Origin of the sequence: Porphyromonas levii (assembly GCF_018206105.1) — a bacterium.
Classification (GTDB): domain Bacteria; phylum Bacteroidota; class Bacteroidia; order Bacteroidales; family Porphyromonadaceae; genus Porphyromonas_A; species Porphyromonas_A levii.
The window spans coordinates 1-17,256 of the sequence record NZ_JADRGN010000042.1 but is presented as its reverse complement, the minus strand read 5'-3'; the positions used below and the strand labels follow the sequence as shown (position 1 = coordinate 17,256).

Annotated in this window: 17 protein-coding genes; 16 read left to right on the top strand and 1 reads right to left on the bottom strand. The window is 48.7% G+C overall.

All coding sequences use genetic code 11. The features are described 5' to 3' along the window. Positions 1-651: 651 nt before the first annotated feature. The 10 genes from rplM to crcB all read left to right on the top strand — a co-directional run bounded on the left by rplM (position 652) and on the right by crcB (position 7,715). Positions 652-1,107, top strand: a complete 456-nt coding sequence (gene rplM, locus IX315_RS08210; protein ID WP_134849128.1) for a 50S ribosomal protein L13 — start codon at positions 652-654, stop codon at positions 1,105-1,107. Positions 1,108-1,123: 16 nt separating this feature from the next. Further along, entirely contained in the window at positions 1,124-1,510 is a 387-nt protein-coding gene (gene rpsI, locus IX315_RS08205) for a 30S ribosomal protein S9 (RefSeq protein ID WP_018357293.1), read from the top strand. A 142-nt stretch (positions 1,511-1,652) separates the two neighbouring features. Continuing rightward, the gene (gene rpsB / locus IX315_RS08200; protein WP_134849127.1) at positions 1,653-2,519 is read left to right on the top strand and encodes a 30S ribosomal protein S2; all 867 of its coding nucleotides are present in this window, start codon (positions 1,653-1,655) and stop codon (positions 2,517-2,519) included. A 163-nt stretch (positions 2,520-2,682) separates the two neighbouring features. After that, a complete protein-coding gene (gene tsf, locus IX315_RS08195; RefSeq protein WP_018357295.1) occupies positions 2,683-3,507 on the top strand; it encodes a translation elongation factor Ts in 825 nt (274 codons plus the stop codon). Between the two features lie 174 nt (positions 3,508-3,681). After that, the gene (locus IX315_RS08190) at positions 3,682-4,314 is read left to right on the top strand and encodes a hypothetical protein (protein ID WP_134849126.1); all 633 of its coding nucleotides are present in this window, start codon (positions 3,682-3,684) and stop codon (positions 4,312-4,314) included. A gap of 4 nt (positions 4,315-4,318) precedes the next feature. Next, positions 4,319-5,044: a 16S rRNA (cytidine(1402)-2'-O)-methyltransferase gene (gene rsmI, locus IX315_RS08185; RefSeq protein ID WP_018357297.1), complete on the top strand. Its 726-nt coding sequence runs from the start codon at positions 4,319-4,321 to the stop codon at positions 5,042-5,044. 2 nt (positions 5,045-5,046) lie between these two features. Continuing rightward, positions 5,047-5,931, top strand: a complete 885-nt coding sequence (locus IX315_RS08180; RefSeq protein WP_134849125.1) for a Cbp1 family collagen-binding glycoprotein adhesin — start codon at positions 5,047-5,049, stop codon at positions 5,929-5,931. Continuing rightward, positions 5,931-6,635, top strand: coding sequence for a YjjG family noncanonical pyrimidine nucleotidase (locus tag IX315_RS08175; protein WP_134849124.1), 705 nt, complete (start codon positions 5,931-5,933; stop codon positions 6,633-6,635). Before IX315_RS08180 ends, IX315_RS08175 begins: the two co-directional genes overlap by 1 nt. A gap of 4 nt (positions 6,636-6,639) precedes the next feature. Then, positions 6,640-7,353 (top strand): murein L,D-transpeptidase catalytic domain family protein, encoded by a 714-nt coding sequence (locus IX315_RS08170; RefSeq protein ID WP_211836556.1) that lies wholly within the window; start codon positions 6,640-6,642, stop codon positions 7,351-7,353. Beyond that, positions 7,350-7,715 (top strand): fluoride efflux transporter CrcB, encoded by a 366-nt coding sequence (crcB, locus tag IX315_RS08165; protein WP_018357301.1) that lies wholly within the window; start codon positions 7,350-7,352, stop codon positions 7,713-7,715. Before IX315_RS08170 ends, crcB begins: the two co-directional genes overlap by 4 nt. A gap of 91 nt (positions 7,716-7,806) precedes the next feature. On the opposite strand, the gene IX315_RS08160 is transcribed toward crcB, so the two are convergent. Next, on the bottom strand, positions 7,807-9,966 hold the full coding sequence (locus IX315_RS08160; RefSeq protein WP_018357302.1) for an elongation factor G: 2,160 nt from the start codon (positions 9,964-9,966) through the stop codon (positions 7,807-7,809). Between the two features lie 656 nt (positions 9,967-10,622). Between IX315_RS08160 and IX315_RS08155 the strand changes: the two genes are divergently transcribed. The 6 genes from IX315_RS08155 to glsB all read left to right on the top strand — a co-directional run. Beyond that, the gene (locus IX315_RS08155; RefSeq protein ID WP_211830726.1) at positions 10,623-12,332 is read left to right on the top strand and encodes a tetratricopeptide repeat protein; all 1,710 of its coding nucleotides are present in this window, start codon (positions 10,623-10,625) and stop codon (positions 12,330-12,332) included. Beyond that, positions 12,319-13,185 carry a DUF4292 domain-containing protein gene (locus tag IX315_RS08150; RefSeq protein WP_134849121.1) on the top strand — a complete coding sequence of 289 codons (867 nt, stop codon included), beginning with the start codon at positions 12,319-12,321 and terminating at the stop codon, positions 13,183-13,185. Before IX315_RS08155 ends, IX315_RS08150 begins: the two co-directional genes overlap by 14 nt. Continuing rightward, positions 13,182-14,453: a murein hydrolase activator EnvC family protein gene (locus IX315_RS08145; RefSeq protein ID WP_211837354.1), complete on the top strand. Its 1,272-nt coding sequence runs from the start codon at positions 13,182-13,184 to the stop codon at positions 14,451-14,453. Before IX315_RS08150 ends, IX315_RS08145 begins: the two co-directional genes overlap by 4 nt. Continuing rightward, the gene (gene ribF, locus IX315_RS08140; RefSeq protein WP_211837353.1) at positions 14,450-15,400 is read left to right on the top strand and encodes a riboflavin biosynthesis protein RibF; all 951 of its coding nucleotides are present in this window, start codon (positions 14,450-14,452) and stop codon (positions 15,398-15,400) included. Before IX315_RS08145 ends, ribF begins: the two co-directional genes overlap by 4 nt. After that, the gene (gene glsA, locus IX315_RS08135) at positions 15,397-16,209 is read left to right on the top strand and encodes a 1-acyl-sn-glycerol-3-phosphate acyltransferase (protein WP_211837352.1); all 813 of its coding nucleotides are present in this window, start codon (positions 15,397-15,399) and stop codon (positions 16,207-16,209) included. The genes ribF and glsA overlap by 4 nt, the downstream gene beginning before the upstream one ends. 33 nt (positions 16,210-16,242) lie before the next feature. Then, the coding region (glsB, locus tag IX315_RS08130) for a glycine N(alpha)-acyltransferase GlsB (RefSeq protein ID WP_211837351.1) at positions 16,243-17,256 on the top strand (1,014 nt) is incomplete at its 3' end.

The window sequence follows — 17,256 nt, the reverse complement described above, 5'->3', positions numbered from 1 at the left end:
TTAAAAAAAAAGACAACAACACTAATAACAGTCACTTACACTCCGACAGGGGTCAAACTTGGGTATAGTGGATATTGCTATGCAAAGAGGTAACATACAAAGCGCTTAGACTGAGGACAGCGGGAGTAACCCTTTGGTACGGAAGCAAGCCTAAATACCTAAGGCAACGCTGTAGTTTACTTTCATGCATCAAACTCTATTAATCTAGCTCGAAGTGAAGAGCCCTATAATTCATGAACAATAGCGCAATTCCATTTGGGTACTCCCGTGAGCGAAGAAAGTTTCTCCTGCGAGGGACTGGAGTTTCTCCTGCGAGGGACTGGAGTTTCTCCCCTGAGGGACTGGAGTTTCTCCCTTGAGGGACTTAAGTCCCTCAGGGGAGGGAAAAATGGAAGACTAGGTACTACACACCTCCCGAAGCCCAACAACCGAAAACGACACAAGCAAGGTGCAACACATACCTTTGGTACTTAGCGAAATATTGGTATCTTTGCAAGCCGATTATTATCAAGAGAGAAGTATTGGCTTGGACTTGGTTCGGGTACCCACTCCTAACAAATACAAGGAGTCGATTAGCACTCACGCCCTTACCGTTGGCTAAGTAGTTCACTTCCAGTTTGATTGTAAAACAAAATAACAAAGTAAATAATAGTGGATACTTTGAGTTATAAGACCATTTCTGCTAACAAGGCAACTGCGCAGAAGGAATGGGTAGTAGTGGATGCTACAGGACATTCACTAGGTCGTTTGGCTAGTGAGGTAGCTAAGATTCTAAGAGGCAAGCACAAGGCTAGCTTCACTCCTCACGTAGACTGTGGCGACAACGTGATCATTATCAATGCCGAGAAGGCAGTACTTACTGGTGCTAAGTGGACCGAGCGCAAGTACCTCAGCTACTCTCTCTACCCTGGTGGTCAGAAGGAGATGAGCCCAGAGCGTATGGTAAAGGTTCGCGGTTGGGACGCGCTCTACCGCAAGGTAGTAAAGGGTATGCTACCAAAGAATAAGCTCAGCGCACAGCTACTCAAGAACCTCTATATCTATGAGGGTGCAGAGCACAAGCACGAGGCACAGCAGCCACGTACTATCGAAATCAAAACCAGATAAGTAGAAAGAACAAGACATGGAAATTATCAATGCTTTAGGCAGAAGAAAAGCGGCTGTAGCACGTGTCTATCTACGTGCTGGTAGCGGTAAGATCACTATCAATGGCAAGGAGATTGAGGGTTATTTCCCTAATCCACTCCTACAGTTCGTAGTACGTCAGCCACTCGCTAAGCTAGGTGTAGAAGGCAACTACGACATCAAGATCAACCTTAAGGGCGGTGGCTATACCGGTCAGAGCGAGGCAGCTCGCCTAGGTATCGCTCGCGCACTAGTCAAGATCAACCCAGAGGATAAGGCTGCACTCAAGGCAGAGGGCTTCATGACTCGCGACTCACGTTCTGTAGAGCGTAAGAAGCCAGGTCAGCCAGGTGCACGTCGTAGATTCCAGTTCTCTAAGCGTTAATCACTGGTACTGGTACTCGGCAAGAGATACTCGTTTAGATTCTAAGCTCGGAAGATGGTTCATGCACTCTGCATAGCCCTACTTCCGAAGCTGGGTTCAAGACGATTGAGGAACTAAACAATTAAAAAGGAAGAAAAAAGAAATGTCTACAAAGGTAACATTTGATCAGCTCCTAGAGGCTGGATCGCACTTCGGTCACCTCACCCGTAGGTGGAACCCTGCTATGGCTCCTTACATCTTTATGGAGCGCAATGGCATTCATATCATCGACCTCCACAAGACTGTGGCTAAGGTAGAGGAAGCTGCAGAGGCTATCAAGAAGATGGCTCAGCAGGGCAAGACCATCCTATTCGTAGGTACTAAGAAGCAGGCTAAGGATGTCATCGCAGAGCACATGAAGGAAGCAGGTATGCCATACGTAACCGAGCGCTGGCCCGGTGGTATGCTCACCAACTTCCCTACTATCCGCAAGACTGTAAGCAAGATGGACAGCATCGATAAGATGATGACCGATGGCACATTTGAGAACCTCTCTAAGCGCGAGAAGCTACAGATCACTCGTCAGCGTGAGAAGCTAGAGACCAACTTCGGTTCTATCAAGAACATGAAGGCAATCCCTTCTGCTATCTTCGTAGTAGACGTATGCAACGAGCATATCGCTATCCGCGAGGCACTTCGCCTAGGTATTCCAATCTTCGCTATGTGCGATACCAATGCCAACCCTAAGGATATCGACTTCGTAATCCCAGCTAACGACGATGCAACTACATCTATTGATGTTATCGTAGGTGCAATGGCTGAGGCAATCAAGGAAGGCTCTATGGAGCGTAAGATTGCTGTAGCCGATGAGAGAGCAGCAGCTCAGCAGGCTGAAGGTGAGGGCGAAGGCGAAGGTCGTCGCCGTGGTGGCAAGGGCGTTCGTCGCGAGCGCATCAAGCGTGAGGACAACGATGCCATGAACGCTCGTCTTGCTGGCAAGTTCGCTAGTGAGGAGGAAGACGAGAAGTAAGCTAAGCACAGTAGGCAATACCAAATGGATATAGCAATAAAGAGCTAAGGAATTTGGATGCACAAGGATAAAGCACCTTTTTGCCCTACTGGAGCGATACTCCTTGGGACAAGGAGGTGCTTTCAAGTTTGATTTGTAACACACATATATATAGGAAAGAATTATGGCAGTATCAATGCAAGACATCAAGCACCTACGTGACCTCACTGGTGCAGGTATGATGGACGTAAAAAAGGCTCTTGAAGAGGCAGCTGGCGACCAGGAGAAAGCAATGGAGATTCTCCGCAAGAAGGGTCAGGCTATCGCAGCTAAGCGCTCTGACCGTGAGGCATCTGAGGGATGCGTACTTACGCATGCAGAGAATGGCGTAGCTACCATGGTAGCACTCAAGTGCGAGACCGACTTCGTAGCTAAGAACGAGGACTTTATCAAGCTTACTCAGGAGATCCTAGACAAGGCGGTAGCAGAGAAGCCAGCTAATCTTGAGGCACTACTCTCACTTCAGATCAATGGTCTCACTATTGAGGCTCATATCACTGAGCGCTCTGGTGTAACTGGTGAGAAGATGGAGATTGGCTCATACGAGCAGTTCACCGCTCCTGTAGTTTCATCTTACGTACACGCTGGTAACAAACTAGGAGTAATTGTAGGCTTCAATGAGGCTGTCAACGAGGAGTTTGCTAAGGAGATTGCGATGCAGATCGCTTCTATGAACCCAGTAGCAGTAGACGAGGCTGGTGTACCAGAGAACATCAAGCAGCAGGAGCTTCAGATTGCTATGGATAAGGCTCGTGAGGCAGGTAAGCCAGAGAACCTACTAGAGCGTATCGCTCAGGGTAGCCTAGAGAAGTACTACAAGGAGAATACCCTCCTAAAGCAGGAGTTCGTATTCGCCGAGGATAAGAAGAATGTAGGAGATGCACTAAAGGCAGCGTCTAAGACCCTTAGCGTAACTACCTTCAAGCGCTTCAACCTCAACCAAGACTAATCCAGTCTCTTATACTGAGATAGACAGTAAGGCAGGTAAGCCAAACGGCTTGCTTGCCTTTACTTTATTTTCAATACAGCTGCCATGCCAAGAGCTCTGTATTGGAGATTAGGAAATTATTAGTACTTTTGCACAATAGGGCAATAATAAGGTTGAGTGAACAAACTTGGAGGTATGCAGAACGGTAGAGAACAACAAGGGTTACTCCAGAGGATAGATCAGATGATGGAGGAGCTGCAGTTACTACGTCGGGAGGTCGCTGACTTACTCGTGCGAGAGGCGGAGGCAAATGCAAAAGCGGCGTCTGCGACAACCGCAACTAAGGTCGCCGTTGCTGCCCGTGAGAAGACTGCCGCAGAGCTGGAGTCTCTAGCGAAGTCCAACCCCTCCCTTTCAGGGATTTCTAGCCTTGAAGAGCTTAATACGCTCGACTTTGTGAGAGGAGAAGAGCAACCTATGGAGGCACCTAGCGAGGAGCCAATATTGGATTTCATAGCGAAAACTGATCCTGAAGCGAAGATAGACGAACTATTTGTAGCGCGTGGCTCAGAGGAAGTATTGGAGTCGGCTTTCGAGCCTGCACTTCACTTCGACCTCATTGACAACCTTACGATTGCTGACAAGTACCTTTTTGCCAACGAACTTTTCTTTGGCAATCAGGCAGACCTCATAGAAATGCTTGAGGAGGTAGAGAGAATGAGTAGCTGGAGCCAGGTGGAGCACTACCTATATGACGTACGTGGCTTTGGGAAAGACGAAGAGTCGGCAAAGTTGCTAGCGACTTTTATACAGGAACACAGCCGATAAAGGTATGCCACATCCACTCGTAGTCATACCTACACCGGTAGGCAATCTGGAGGATATTACGCTCCGTGCCATTCGACTACTGAAAGAAGCAGATATCGTCTATGCCGAGGATACACGTACTACAGCGAGGGTCTTTCAAGAATATGAGATAACAACCCCATTACGGAGTTTTCATATTCATAATGAACACAACATGGCTACGGAGGTAGCCAACCGAGTGGAGCAAGGCGAAAGAGTAGCTTTGGTATCGGACGCTGGCACACCTGGGATATCGGATCCGGGCTTTATGGCGGTACGGGCTTGCCTTGAGAGAGCTTTGGAAGTAACCTGCTTGCCAGGGGCAACAGCGTTTGTCCCCGCACTAGTGGCATCGGGGCTTCCAAGTGAACGTTTCTTCTTCGAGGGCTTTCTCCCGAATAAGAAAGGACGCCAGAGCCGAATTGAGGGACTATTAGAGCGGGAGGTGACGACTATTTTTTACGAATCGCCTAAGCGACTAGTAAAACTACTGGGGGAGATAAAGGAAATACTGGGAGAGGAGAGAGTAGTGGCAGTAGCTCGAGAGATAAGCAAACGTTACGAGGAGTTTCAGAGAGGTAGCGTAGCAGAGGTACTGACCTACTATAGTGAGCATGAACCATTAGGAGAAATAGTGGTGTTGGTCGCTCCTAAGACTAAGGAGGAGCGGGTGCACCAAAACAAGTATAAGAACAATTTTAAAGAAAATTGAACATGAAACGTATCATAACATTAGTGGCCGTCACTTCGACTATGGTATTGGGCTTTACCGCCTGTGATGGTAAAGGGTCTTCGTATAGCAAGCTACAAGCAAGCTACGACTCTCTATTGGTACAAAACACTCGCAGCCAGCAAGAACTAGAGGGTGTACTCGGGCTCATCATGGATGTGGAGACTGAGATAAACAAGGTAAATGCAGCGGAGAACAAACTTCGTATGGGACAGGCCAGAGGAGAGTTCTCCGAGAACGATCGTCAGCAATTGCTCGACGACATTCGCTCTATGACCTCTTCTCTAGAGGAGAGCAAGAGTGAGCTAGCGAAGAAGCTCGATGAGCTAAAGAAGAAGGATATCAATATCAGTAGCCTCAATAAGAAGATTAGCCAGCTACAGCAGCAAATAGTGCAGAAGGAGAATACCATTGCCCAAATGACTGCTGCACTTGCATCTCGCGACTCTTTGATAAATGTACAAGGCGCTCAGATTAGTGACCTAAACGAGACCAAGGGGATGCAGGAGACGACTATTGCGCTTCAGGATCGCACCATTGCGAGCCAAGACAAGCGTCTCCACACCGCCTACTACTGCTTCGGCACCAATGCCGAGCTTAAGGAGCAGGGTATCATCAAGGGTGGTGGTCTATTTAGCCGCACAGAGGTACTCCCTGAGGGTTACAACAAAGACTACATGATGCGCATCGACATCCGTGAGGTAGACGAGATTCCTCTATTCGCACCTAAGGCGAAGCTCCTCACAGACCACCCAAGTAGCTCATACGATCTCATCAAGGACGGTAATAAGAACCTTATCCTCAAGATTAAAAATACTGAGAGCTTCTGGAGCCGTGGTAAGAACCTTGTAGTAGAGGTTATCTTGTAGTGTACAAGACCATACTGATAGACCTAGACGATACGCTCTGGGCTACCCAGCAAAACAATAAAGAGGCAATCCACGAGCTCTACCACTCTGAGGGGTGGAGCAGTGGATATGCCTCTTTTGATGATTTCTGGCAGCAGTACTACCCCAACAATGAGGAGCTATGGCGGCTCTACCGCCATGGAGCTATCACCAAGCACGAGCTTACACTGCGGCGCTTTACCCAACCGCTTGTAGGGTTCAGATCCTACAGTGAGGACGAGATACTAGAGCTCAACAAGCACTTTCTGCACCTCTCCTCACATAAGACCGGTCTTATTGATGGTGCTATTGAACTACTGAAATACCTCAAGACGCTCTACCAAGTGGTGATCATTTCCAATGGTTTCATAGAGGTGCAGCACTGTAAGCTAGAGGTATCGGGGCTAGCGCCCTACATTGACCAGGTCGTACTGAGCGAACAGATAGGGGTCAGTAAGCCCTACAAAGAGATATTTGACTACGCTCTGAGCAAGACCCATACACGCCGAGACGAAGCCATCATGGTAGGCGATAGTTGGGATGCCGATATCCAAGGGGCACAGAATGCCAAGTTGCCAAGTATATGGTTCAACCCATCGAACCTTCCTATGCCACAAGAAGAACTACGCTACCCTGTACAGGTAGCCACTCACTTATCTGATATTCCATCACAACTCTGGAGATAAACGAATGAAGAGACATATACTACCCCTATGCATAGGAGCACTCTTCCTAATAGCTAGTGCTACACCGGTTAAGGAAGGAGAGCCAGTGACACCCGACCAAGAGACGGAGTCCGTAGACAGTTGTTGCCTCCTCTACGAAGGCTTAGGTCTTGAGGGGAAGATAAATGAAGAGATATTCCGTACCGCCTTCAATGGATACCAACAGATAGAAGGGCGCAAGCGCGATGTCCTCACCCTTATCGACTTCACCAAGCCTTCCAATGAGAAAAGGCTCTATGTGATAGACATGAAACAGAAGAAACTCCTCTTCGAGAGCGTAGTTGCCCACGGACGAGGGAGCGGAGAGCTCTATGCTACCACCTTCTCCAATAAACCCAATAGCCACCAAAGCTCCCTGGGCTTTTACCTGACAGCCGAAACCTACCAAGGCAATAACGGCTACTCGCTTCGTCTCGATGGACTAGAGAGTGGGCTCAACGACAATGCTCGCTCACGTGCGATAGTTATCCACGGCGCTAGATACGCTAATCCTACGGTATGCCATGGCGGGAATAGACTAGGGCGGAGCTTCGGTTGCCCTGCCCTCCCTGAGGCACTAAATAAGCCTATCATCGACGCTATCAAAGGCGGGAGCCTACTCTTCATCTACGCCGAAGACCCTACCTACCTCGCTAAGAGTCGGCTCATAGAGCCCCATACCACCTCTACCGCTTCATGACCTTCCTTTACGTAGCTCTTGGTGGTGGCATTGGCGCAGTAGCGCGCTACTGCGTCTCGCTACTACTCGCACAGCATACCAATGCTCCTTCTTGGGGAAGCACCTTACTAGTCAATATTGTCGGTAGTCTACTCATCGGGCTATTCTACGGCTATCTACAGCGACATGGCTTGGGTAATAGCCTTTGGAGCCTACTTCTTATCACAGGCTTCTGCGGTGGCTTCACCACCTTTAGCACCTTTAGCCTCGATCTCTTCCGAGTGCTATCTGAGGGGCAATACCTCACCGCTTTCCTCTACCCCCTACTCTCCGTGGTGCTCTCCTTTGCGGCATTAACACTAGGGTTACTAGCCACTAAGTAAAGAAGAAGCCAGTACATACAGATAAAGACGGCTACGCAGTCCCTTCTTGGGTGCTGCGTAGCCGTCTTTTATTGAATAGGGAAAGAGGGGATTACTCCTCAGCGTCCTCTACATCATGAGCTGCGATAAGTGCTTCCTGAATATCGCCAGGTACCAACTCATAGCTAGCAAACGCCATAGTGAAAGAAGCGCGTCCACCAGTAAGCGAACTTAGTGCCGTAGAGTAGCTAGATAGCTCTTTTAGAGGCACCTTTGCCTTAAGCTCCTCATAGTCGGCTTGGCTCTCCATACCCATGATGATACCACGCCTACCCTGCATGTCGCTCATTACATCGCCCATATAATCGGCAGGCACAGCCACCGTCACATCATATACAGGCTCCAACACCTTAGGAGCAGCGTTGCGGAACGCCTCACTAAAGGCATTACGTCCAGCCAACATGAAGGAGACCTCATTACTATCTACAGGGTGCATCTTACCATCATATACAATGACACGTACATCACGAGCATACGATCCAGTAAGTGGTCCTTGCTCCATACGAGACATAATACCCTTCAAGATAGCAGGCATAAAGCGGGCATCGATACTACCACCCACAATACTATTCACAAAGACGAGCTTACCGCCCCAGTCTAGTTGGATTTCCTGAGTATCCTTAGCATTGATCTTGTACTCCTGTCCGCCAAACTTATAGCTACTCTGCAGCGGCATACCCTCTACATAAGGCTCCACAATAAGGTGCACTTCACCGAACTGCCCAGCGCCACCCGATTGCTTCTTGTGGCGGTAGTCTGCCCTCGCCATCTTAGTAATCGTCTCACGGTAAGGGATACGAGGTTCTACAAATTCTATCTGTATCTTATCATTGTGCTCCAAACGCCACTTCAGCGTACGTAGGTGGAACTCTCCCTGACCATGCACAATCAATTGTCTCAGCTCCTTACTATGCTCAATAATCCAAGTAGGATCCTCGGAGTGCATACGGTGGAGTGCCTCAGTCATCTTCTCCGACTCCGACTCATTCACTGCCTTAATAGCACGACGGAACTTAGGTGCAGGATACTCGATAGCAGGGTAAGTATAGGTGCAATCCTTAGCATTTAGGGCATTGCCAACCCGTACATCCTTCATCTTTACCACAGCGCCAATGTCACCAGCGTGCATCTCAGAAATCTTCTCGCGATTAGCGCCCTGAGGGACAAAGAACTGTGTGATACGCTCCTTAGACTCATTCCTATCCAGATTAATCAGATCCATACCCTCTGTAAGGGTACCGCTCACTACCTTGAAGTAGTCTACCTGACCGATATGGGGCTCCATTGCACTCTTGAAGAAATAGAGGCTCACAGGTGCAGAGCTATCCGCCTCTACCTTAATATCACCATTAGCAACAAACGGAGGCAGTAAGTCTGTTGTAGGTACCACATTGCCGAGGAACTCCATCGTCCTCCGCACACACATATCCTTAGCCGCGCTCACGCAGAATACCGGATACATATCTCTATTGATGAGACCTTGGCGAATACCGGCACGCATCTCATCTTCAGAAAGTGTACCAGCTTCGAAGAACTTCTCCATCAGTACCTCATCATTTTCGGCAGCAGCCTCCACTAGTGCTTGGTGGTACTCCATTGCCTTATCCATCAGCTCGGCAGGGATTTCCAGCACTTCAGGCTTACCGCCATTAGGACCCCACTGATAGAGCTTCATCTTCAGTACATCCACCACTTGGTTAAATGCACTACCCGAATTTACAGGGAATTGTACTGCTACCACCTTGGTACCGTAGTGGTCTTGTAGCTGAGCATAGCAGCTATCGAAGTCTGCCTTCTCGTGATCCAGCTGATTGACGATATAGATTACTGGTTTTTTGAACTTACGGGTATATCTAAACTGATTGATAGTACCCACCTCTAGTCCATACTGGGCATTGATCACCATCAGCGCACAGTCCGTTACGTGCAATGCACTCACGGTAGCCCCTACGAAGTCGTCCGACCCTGGACAATCTATAAAATTGAGTTTCTTATCTTGCCACGGTACAGAGAAGATGGTAGAAAATACTGAGTACCCGTAATCCTTCTCCACTGGGAAATAATCACTTACTGTATTACCTGCCTCTACTGTACCGCGGCGTTGGATAGCGCCTGCCTCATAGAGCATCGCCTCAGCAAGAGTGGTCTTGCCCGACCTGGAGCTACCAAGGAGGGCGATGTTCCTAATCTCATTTGTTTGATATACCTTCATGTCTTCAGTCTTTAGTGGTTTGTTATTCGTTTTGTTTTCTCTGCATATCAATTATCGAGCTAAGTAGCCAATCGCTACCGGTTCCTAGCTTCGATTGCCCAAGTTACAGAATTATTACGAAATAGACAACATCCCTTCCCATTTTTTGTACTTCCGCTCTAAAAATCATTATATGTAGTTCATCCGCCTATCCTATCATACATCGAAGGAAAACGTAGTCAATGCGAATAAAAGGATTGATTACGTTCTCCCTTTTTTGAAGACCCTAATGCACCCTTTGCGACTAAGGCGAGCAACGAAATTTATTCCTAGGAATAAATATTTTTATTTGTACAGATAAATAAATTTATTCCTAGGAATAAATTTCGTTGCTCAGGCGAGACAAAACGGGCGCTCGCCTGAGCCGTTTTCAAGGGTATATAGAGAGAAGCGCATCGAGTTAATTTACAGGAAGATGCGAAAAACGAAGAATAAGCTAGACCTCAAGACACAAATCTCATGCTACACCGAATCCGACACACTAGTCTTTAGGACTTCTCTTCCAGTCACAAGGGAGTCTCCTGCAGGCACTATAGGGGGAAAATTGGTATATTTACCGAGTTATTATGGCGAGGTCTATTCCTTGCCGACTTTGGGATATGGAAAAAGGATTAGTTATGAATATAAAGAGGGCAGCGTGGACAGCGTTTATTCTTCTGAGCGCAATACCATTAGCAGCACAAGATAAGCTCTCCAAAGATGAGGTGGTGAGCAATCGCCTCTTCTCGAGAGCGCTCCAAGTATCAGGGGCGCCAATGCAATCGGAGCGCTTTAACCACCTTTGGATGGCCTATTTAGTGGATCCGTCCCAGCCCGCAGTCCTTGAGGACTTGGCGCCACTCATCACCTACGTAGACCGTAAATGGGGATTTCAAGTAATGGAGGAGAGCTTCCGCCTCTCTGGCTATGACTACCAGACAGGCATGGGGCTCTTACGCCAAGCTCTTTACTATAAAGAGTGGGAACAGGCTGAGCGCGTTGCCGATAAGCTCTTAGAGCTCAAGCCCAATGATAAGCTCCTAATCCGTACGCTTATATCGGTCTATGAGGAGTCAGGACAAGTAGAAAAAGCGCTCGCTACAATACAGAAAATACAGGGTGACGAACGAGATGTCGCAGTTATATTTAAGGAGTCACAAATGCTCCTTCAACTCCACAGGGAAGTAGAGGCAGAGCAATTGCTGGAGACCTACCTAGCAGTTCACCCAGGTGAGCCTATAGCCGCAGTGATGCTGGTAAGTATCTATGCTGATGCTGGCAAGGAAGAGAAGGCTTTGGCTCTACTCGAAAAAGCTCAAAAGCTTAGCCCAGAAAACATCCAGCTCTCGGAGCTCTTTGTAAGCATCAATGCCAACCTAGGGCGCAATGAAGCAATCAAGTCGGAGATTCTACGTATCGCTACCCTCGAAGGCGGTGACCCCGTGGGCGCCCAACAGCTCCTATCTAGTGCGAGGAGTATGACGAATAACCTCACTGCCCTACTCCCTACCCTAATAGAGATAGAGCAAGAACTGCAGAAGATTTACCCCGAAGTGGATCAGCTGGTACTTGCCGAAGCCAATGATCACTTCCTCCTTTCCGACAGTATCAAGGGCGAGAAACTACTGATGAAGTTGGTGGAGAACGGGACTCAACTCCCTTCGCCCTACTACTACTTTATCGAGCGCTATGCCTCGGTAGAGGATTCGGTAGGACTGCGCAAGGTTACGGATAAGGGGCTGAAGGCTATCCCTACAGACGGACTCGTGCACCTCTATTCTGCCCTTCTAGATATCAATAATGGCGACACCATCTCAAGTAATAAACGCATCCAGAAAGCGCTAAAGGTGGTACCAGAGGAAGATCGCTTCTATGGGCAATTAGCTCTTATGGGAGCAGAACTAGCCATGGAGTACGATAAAGATTGGGAGCGTGCGGTGAAGTACTTTGAAATAGCCGTGGCTAAGGGCATCCCTTCGGCATACAATAACTATGCCTATGCTCTGACCACCCATGGCACATCCGAAGACCTCAATAAGGCAGAGGAGATGGCCAGTGAAGCGGTGAAGAATGATAGTGAAAACTCATCGTTCCTAGACACTTACGCTTGGATACTTTACCTCAAGAAGGCATATCCTCTAGCACGCATCTACATGGAGCGTGCTCTGGAGAAGGCAGAAGCACCCGATGCCCTTTACTTCCAGCACTACGCCGATATCCTGACAGCTCTCGGGGAGTACGATAAGGCACTAGAAGCGCTGCGCATGGCTCTAGAGAATGGCGGAGAGGTGGCAACAATCGAGGGAATAATTAAGAAGATAAAGGAGTCACAAAATGAGGAGAAGTAGATATATCTCGGTACTATGCCTAGTGCTCACCATAGGTCTCGCTAGCTGTGGCACCTCTATGAGAAGCATATCCACAGTAGGTAGCGGACAGCTTACCCAAAGGCAGTTTATCCAAGCCTACAAGGCGATGACAGAGTACCCTATCATCAATGCCAAGGGAGCTATCTCTCTGTATGTCGACTATGGAGAAAAGGAGCTTAACCTCTCTGGTATAGGTATGCGGTGGTATCTCGAGCGTGATAAGGGTTTCGAAGTATCGGTACGCCCGCTCTCCTTTATGGAAGCTGGCAGACTCTCCGTAGCTCAGGATGAGGTACTGCTCGTGGATCGGATGAATCAAATGTACTACCACCAGCGAGGCGTCCGTCGTAACCTAGGAAGCCTTGTCTCCTTTGTAGGGCTCGATCTCAAGATGGTAGAGTCAGCGATACAGCACCGTCCCTTTGGGTTTGTAGAGAGTGGCGCCTCTGCACTCGAGCGGATGCGCTTCACCCGTACTGAGGGCGGATACACGTTTAAGGACGAGCTTCGCCCTGGTGGCAATAGCATTACCCACCATTTTGATGCGGGGCTCAACCTAGTATCCACCTCGGTAGTCATCCCAGGCAAAGGAGAGGCTCTAATGACCTATTCCGACTTTGTCACCGTAGGCGAGCGGAAGGGGATGCGCCCTATCCCCTCTACAATTCAGATGGAGGTAAAGAGCACAGGAGCATCTGCAAAACACGCGATGATACACTTCTCGCTTGAGCGTATAGATACGACAAAAGCACAGGAGGTCTCTACGACTCCTCCAAGTGGCTACAATAATGTGACGCTAGAGGATATCATCAATATTCTGAGCAAATTATGAAAGGACTTTGGAGATGGATAATCGTAGCACTATTACTGGGGGCTATGCCTCTAGGGGTTGCTGCACAGCAGAAGTCAAAAGAGGTACAAAGACTGGAGGAGAGGCGCAAGAAGCTGCAAGCCGAGATAGCTCGGGTAGATAAGGAGCTACAGCGTACCGCTTCGTCCGTAAAGGAGCAGCTACAGCAACTCACGCTCCTAGAGGGGCAGATAAAGTCGCGCCAAGGGGTGATTGATGCTTTGGGCAGTGAGATAAAGGCGACCGACCATAGGCTCTACCAGCTAGAGCAGGAGATTACAAAGCTACAAGCGCAGTTCGACAAAAGGCAAGAGGCTTATGTGGAGTCGCTAAGGGCGCTACAGCGGGGAAGTAGCGTGAAGGATCAGTTGCTCTTTATACTGGCAGCAGAGGACTTCGCCCAAGGACTACGAAGGGCAAGGTACCTCAAGGAGTATGCCACTTGGCAGAGACAGGAGGGCTTGAAGCTAAAGGAGCTTCGCCAGAAGCTGGATAAGCAGAAGACCGAACTAGAACTACAGCGCCAGCAAAAAGCTACGCTACTGCAGGATAGAGAGCAGGAGCAAAGAAGCATAGAGGCTGATAAATCGAAGGTAGCCACTAAGGTTAAGGCTCTGAAGGGGCAAGAAGGGAAACTCAGGAAGGAACTAGCCAATCAGCAAAGAAAGGCTCAGGCGCTCAATAGACAGATAGAGGCACAAATCGCCAAGGAGATACGCGAGGCGGAGGAGGCTAGGCGCAAAGCTGAAGCAGCCAAACAGACTAAGGCGACAAAGCGCAAGGCAGCGACAAAGGGGGGCTATGCGATGACGGCAGAGGAGACAAAGCTCTCCGCCAACTTCGCAGACAACAGAGGGAAGCTCCCTTGGCCAATCTCAGGAAGCGGACACGTGGTAGGGCACTACGGAGTACAACAACATTCTGGGCTTCGCCATGTGCAAGTACAGAATAATGGGATCGATATCCAAGGGGCTAGTGGCGCTGAAGCTAGGGCTGTATTTGATGGTGTAGTAACCACAATATTTGCGCTGGAGGGCTACAATAATAGTGTGATTGTGCGCCATGGTAATTACCTCACGGTCTATAGCAATCTCACGAGTGTATATGTAACTAAAGGTAGTAAGGTGAAGACAGGACAGGCACTTGGTAAGATATATGCCGATCCAGACAGAGGAGGGATAACGCAATTACATTTCCAAGTATGGAAGGAGCGTACCAAACTTAACCCCGAGCAATGGATTAGAAGATGAAATTATACCACTCTATAGATGAGCTTCCCCAAGGGAATAAACTTGTAGCGACCTTGGGGTTATTCGACGGGGTGCACTTAGGGCATCAGCACTTGGTGCGCGCAACACGAGATATGGCACGTGAGTTTGGTGCGGAGAGCCTAGTTATTACTATGGCTGAGCACCCTTTGTCGGTGCTGCGTCCCGATACCCCCCAACCCCGTACACTCATCTCCCTCCACCAGAAAATCGATCAGCTGAAACGGTTGGGCATAGACCACCTATTGGTTCTGCCCTTTACCCGAGAGCTCTCTCAGTTATCGGCAGAGGAGTTTATCCGCCCTCTTATCTCAGCAGGTCTAGAAGGCATGATGCTGGGGTACGACAATCGGTTTGGCAAACGGATAGAAGGGGAGGTGCGAGAGGGCTTTGACGCTCGCTTGGAAGCTTTAGGGCTTACAATCCGTAGGGTGGAACCCTTTATGGTGGAGGGCGAGACGGTAAGCTCTTCTCGTATTAGAGCGCTCATAGCCAATGCCAACTTTGAGGAAGCGGAGCGCCTATTCGGCAGACCTTATAGCATAGTAGGCATGGTGCAAACGGGACGACAGATAGGGCGGACAATCGGCTACCCTACTGCCAATATAGTACCCCACGACGATAAGGTAACACTACCCGAAGTGGGGGTTTATATCTCGGAGGTGAAGCGAGGTAATCAGGTATTCCCTGCAATGTCTTACTACGGCTCCACCCCTACCATAATCCCTAATGGAGCAGTGCACTATAGGATTGAGGCGTACTTATTTGGGTTCAAGGGGAACTTATATGAGGAGGAGCTAGTGATTGCCTTTAGGCGCTTTCTCCGCCCCGACCAGAAGTTTGAAGGACTGGAAGCACTAGAAGCTCAGCTCAAAAGAGATGCTGAATCGACGCTTGACTTCTTTAGGACACATCCTTTGGCGTTATGAAAAGGATAGACGTTCGGGCGGCAGTTAGGAGTAAGTACAAGGGCTGGGTTCCCGAGTGTGCGCTAAGGAGATTGGAGCGACTAGTACATGAGGACGAACTCAATAAGATGATGGAGCTGCAGGAGGAGGTGGATGGCGTATCTATGGGGCATCGCATCATGGATTACCTCGGTATCTCATGCGAAATCATCGGCTCAGAGCGACTCCCTGCACCTCACGAACGGACCTTATTTGTCAGCAACCACCCCTTAGGTGGGGTAGATGGTATCATCTACTGCGCTATGCTTGGGGACATATACGATGGACGACTAAAGATTCCTGTAAATGATGTCTTGATGTCGGTCTACCAGTTTGGAGATATCTTCTTACCGGTGAATAAATATGGCAAGCAAGCGCGGAGCTCGATACGCCAAATCAATGAAGCTCTGGCTAGCGAAGATCAGGTGCTCACCTTTGCTTCGGGCATGGTAAGTAGAACCAATAATAAGGGGGAAGTATACGACCTCGATTGGCAACCTAGTTTTATCCGAATGGCGAAGCAAAGTAACCGCAGCGTGACCCCACTATTCTTCGAAGGAGAGAATAGCCCTCGCTTTTATAAGTGGGCTAGAAGACGAATCAAGGCAGGGCTAAAGTTTCCACTAGAACTTATCTTGCTGCCCGACGAGATGTTTAGATCCAAGGGCAAGCACTTTAAGATTATCGTAGGAGAGCCAATGGCATCTGAGGAGTTGCCGCTAGATCATGGGGCTGAGTACGCCAATAAACTTAGAGATAGCCTCTACGATTTCCCCGAGAGGTATAGATAAATAAGATGTTGAACGAGTGACAAGAGACAGCGTATGAAACAGGCCGATATCATACCACCAATAGACCCAAGAATTATTAGGAGCGAACTGAATAAGGACTTATTGCTCCGAAAGACTAACCGTGCTGGAAACGAGCTGTACGCTTTTCACGCCCACGAAGCGCCCAATACGATGCTAGAGATAGGGCGACTAAGGGAGGCGGCTTTCCGCCCTGCTGGGGCGGGTTCGGGGAAGGCTGCAGATATAGATGAGTACGATATCGAGCCCGATGGATACAAGCAACTCATCGTATGGGATCCGCATGCTCAGGAGATATTAGGTGGGTATCGGTACATTGTCTGCGATCATGCGATAGAGACGTCTCCCGACGGCACTCGCTCTGTGCACTTATCGAGTAGCGAACTATTCGAATTTACCGATATTTTTATCGATGAGTATCTCCCCAAAACAATAGAGCTAGGGCGTAGCTTCGTACGTAATGACTTACAGAATACGGGAAAAGGCAAGATACCTAGGTCTATCTTTACGCTCGATAATCTTTGGGACGGACTGGGAGCGCTCACGTTACTGCACGATGATTGCCAGTACTTCTTTGGCAAGATGACAATGTACGAGAATTACAATATCAAGGCTCGGGATCTCATCTACTATTATCTTGCCACTTACTTCAAGCCACGGGAACAACTGGTTAGGATGAAGTTCCCAATCCCCTACCAAACACCAACCATAGAACTTGAGGAGATTATCAAGGGGAAGGATGCCAAAGCAGACTACAAGGCTATGAACAAAGCGATTAGGGAAATGGGGACAGCCATTCCGCCCTTGGTCAATGCCTATATCAGTCTTACAGACCGATTAATTGTATTCGGTACGAGCTACAATCCATTCTTTGGCAATGCTCTGGAGGCGTGTATCCTAGTACCGATAGAGGAGATTACTCCAGACAAAAAGAAGCGCCACATAGATAGTTTTCTACGTGACGCCCCTCGGTTGCTTTCGCAGCGCTTGATTCGTCGTATTCAAGCTCGCCTAAAGCGTCTCAATAAA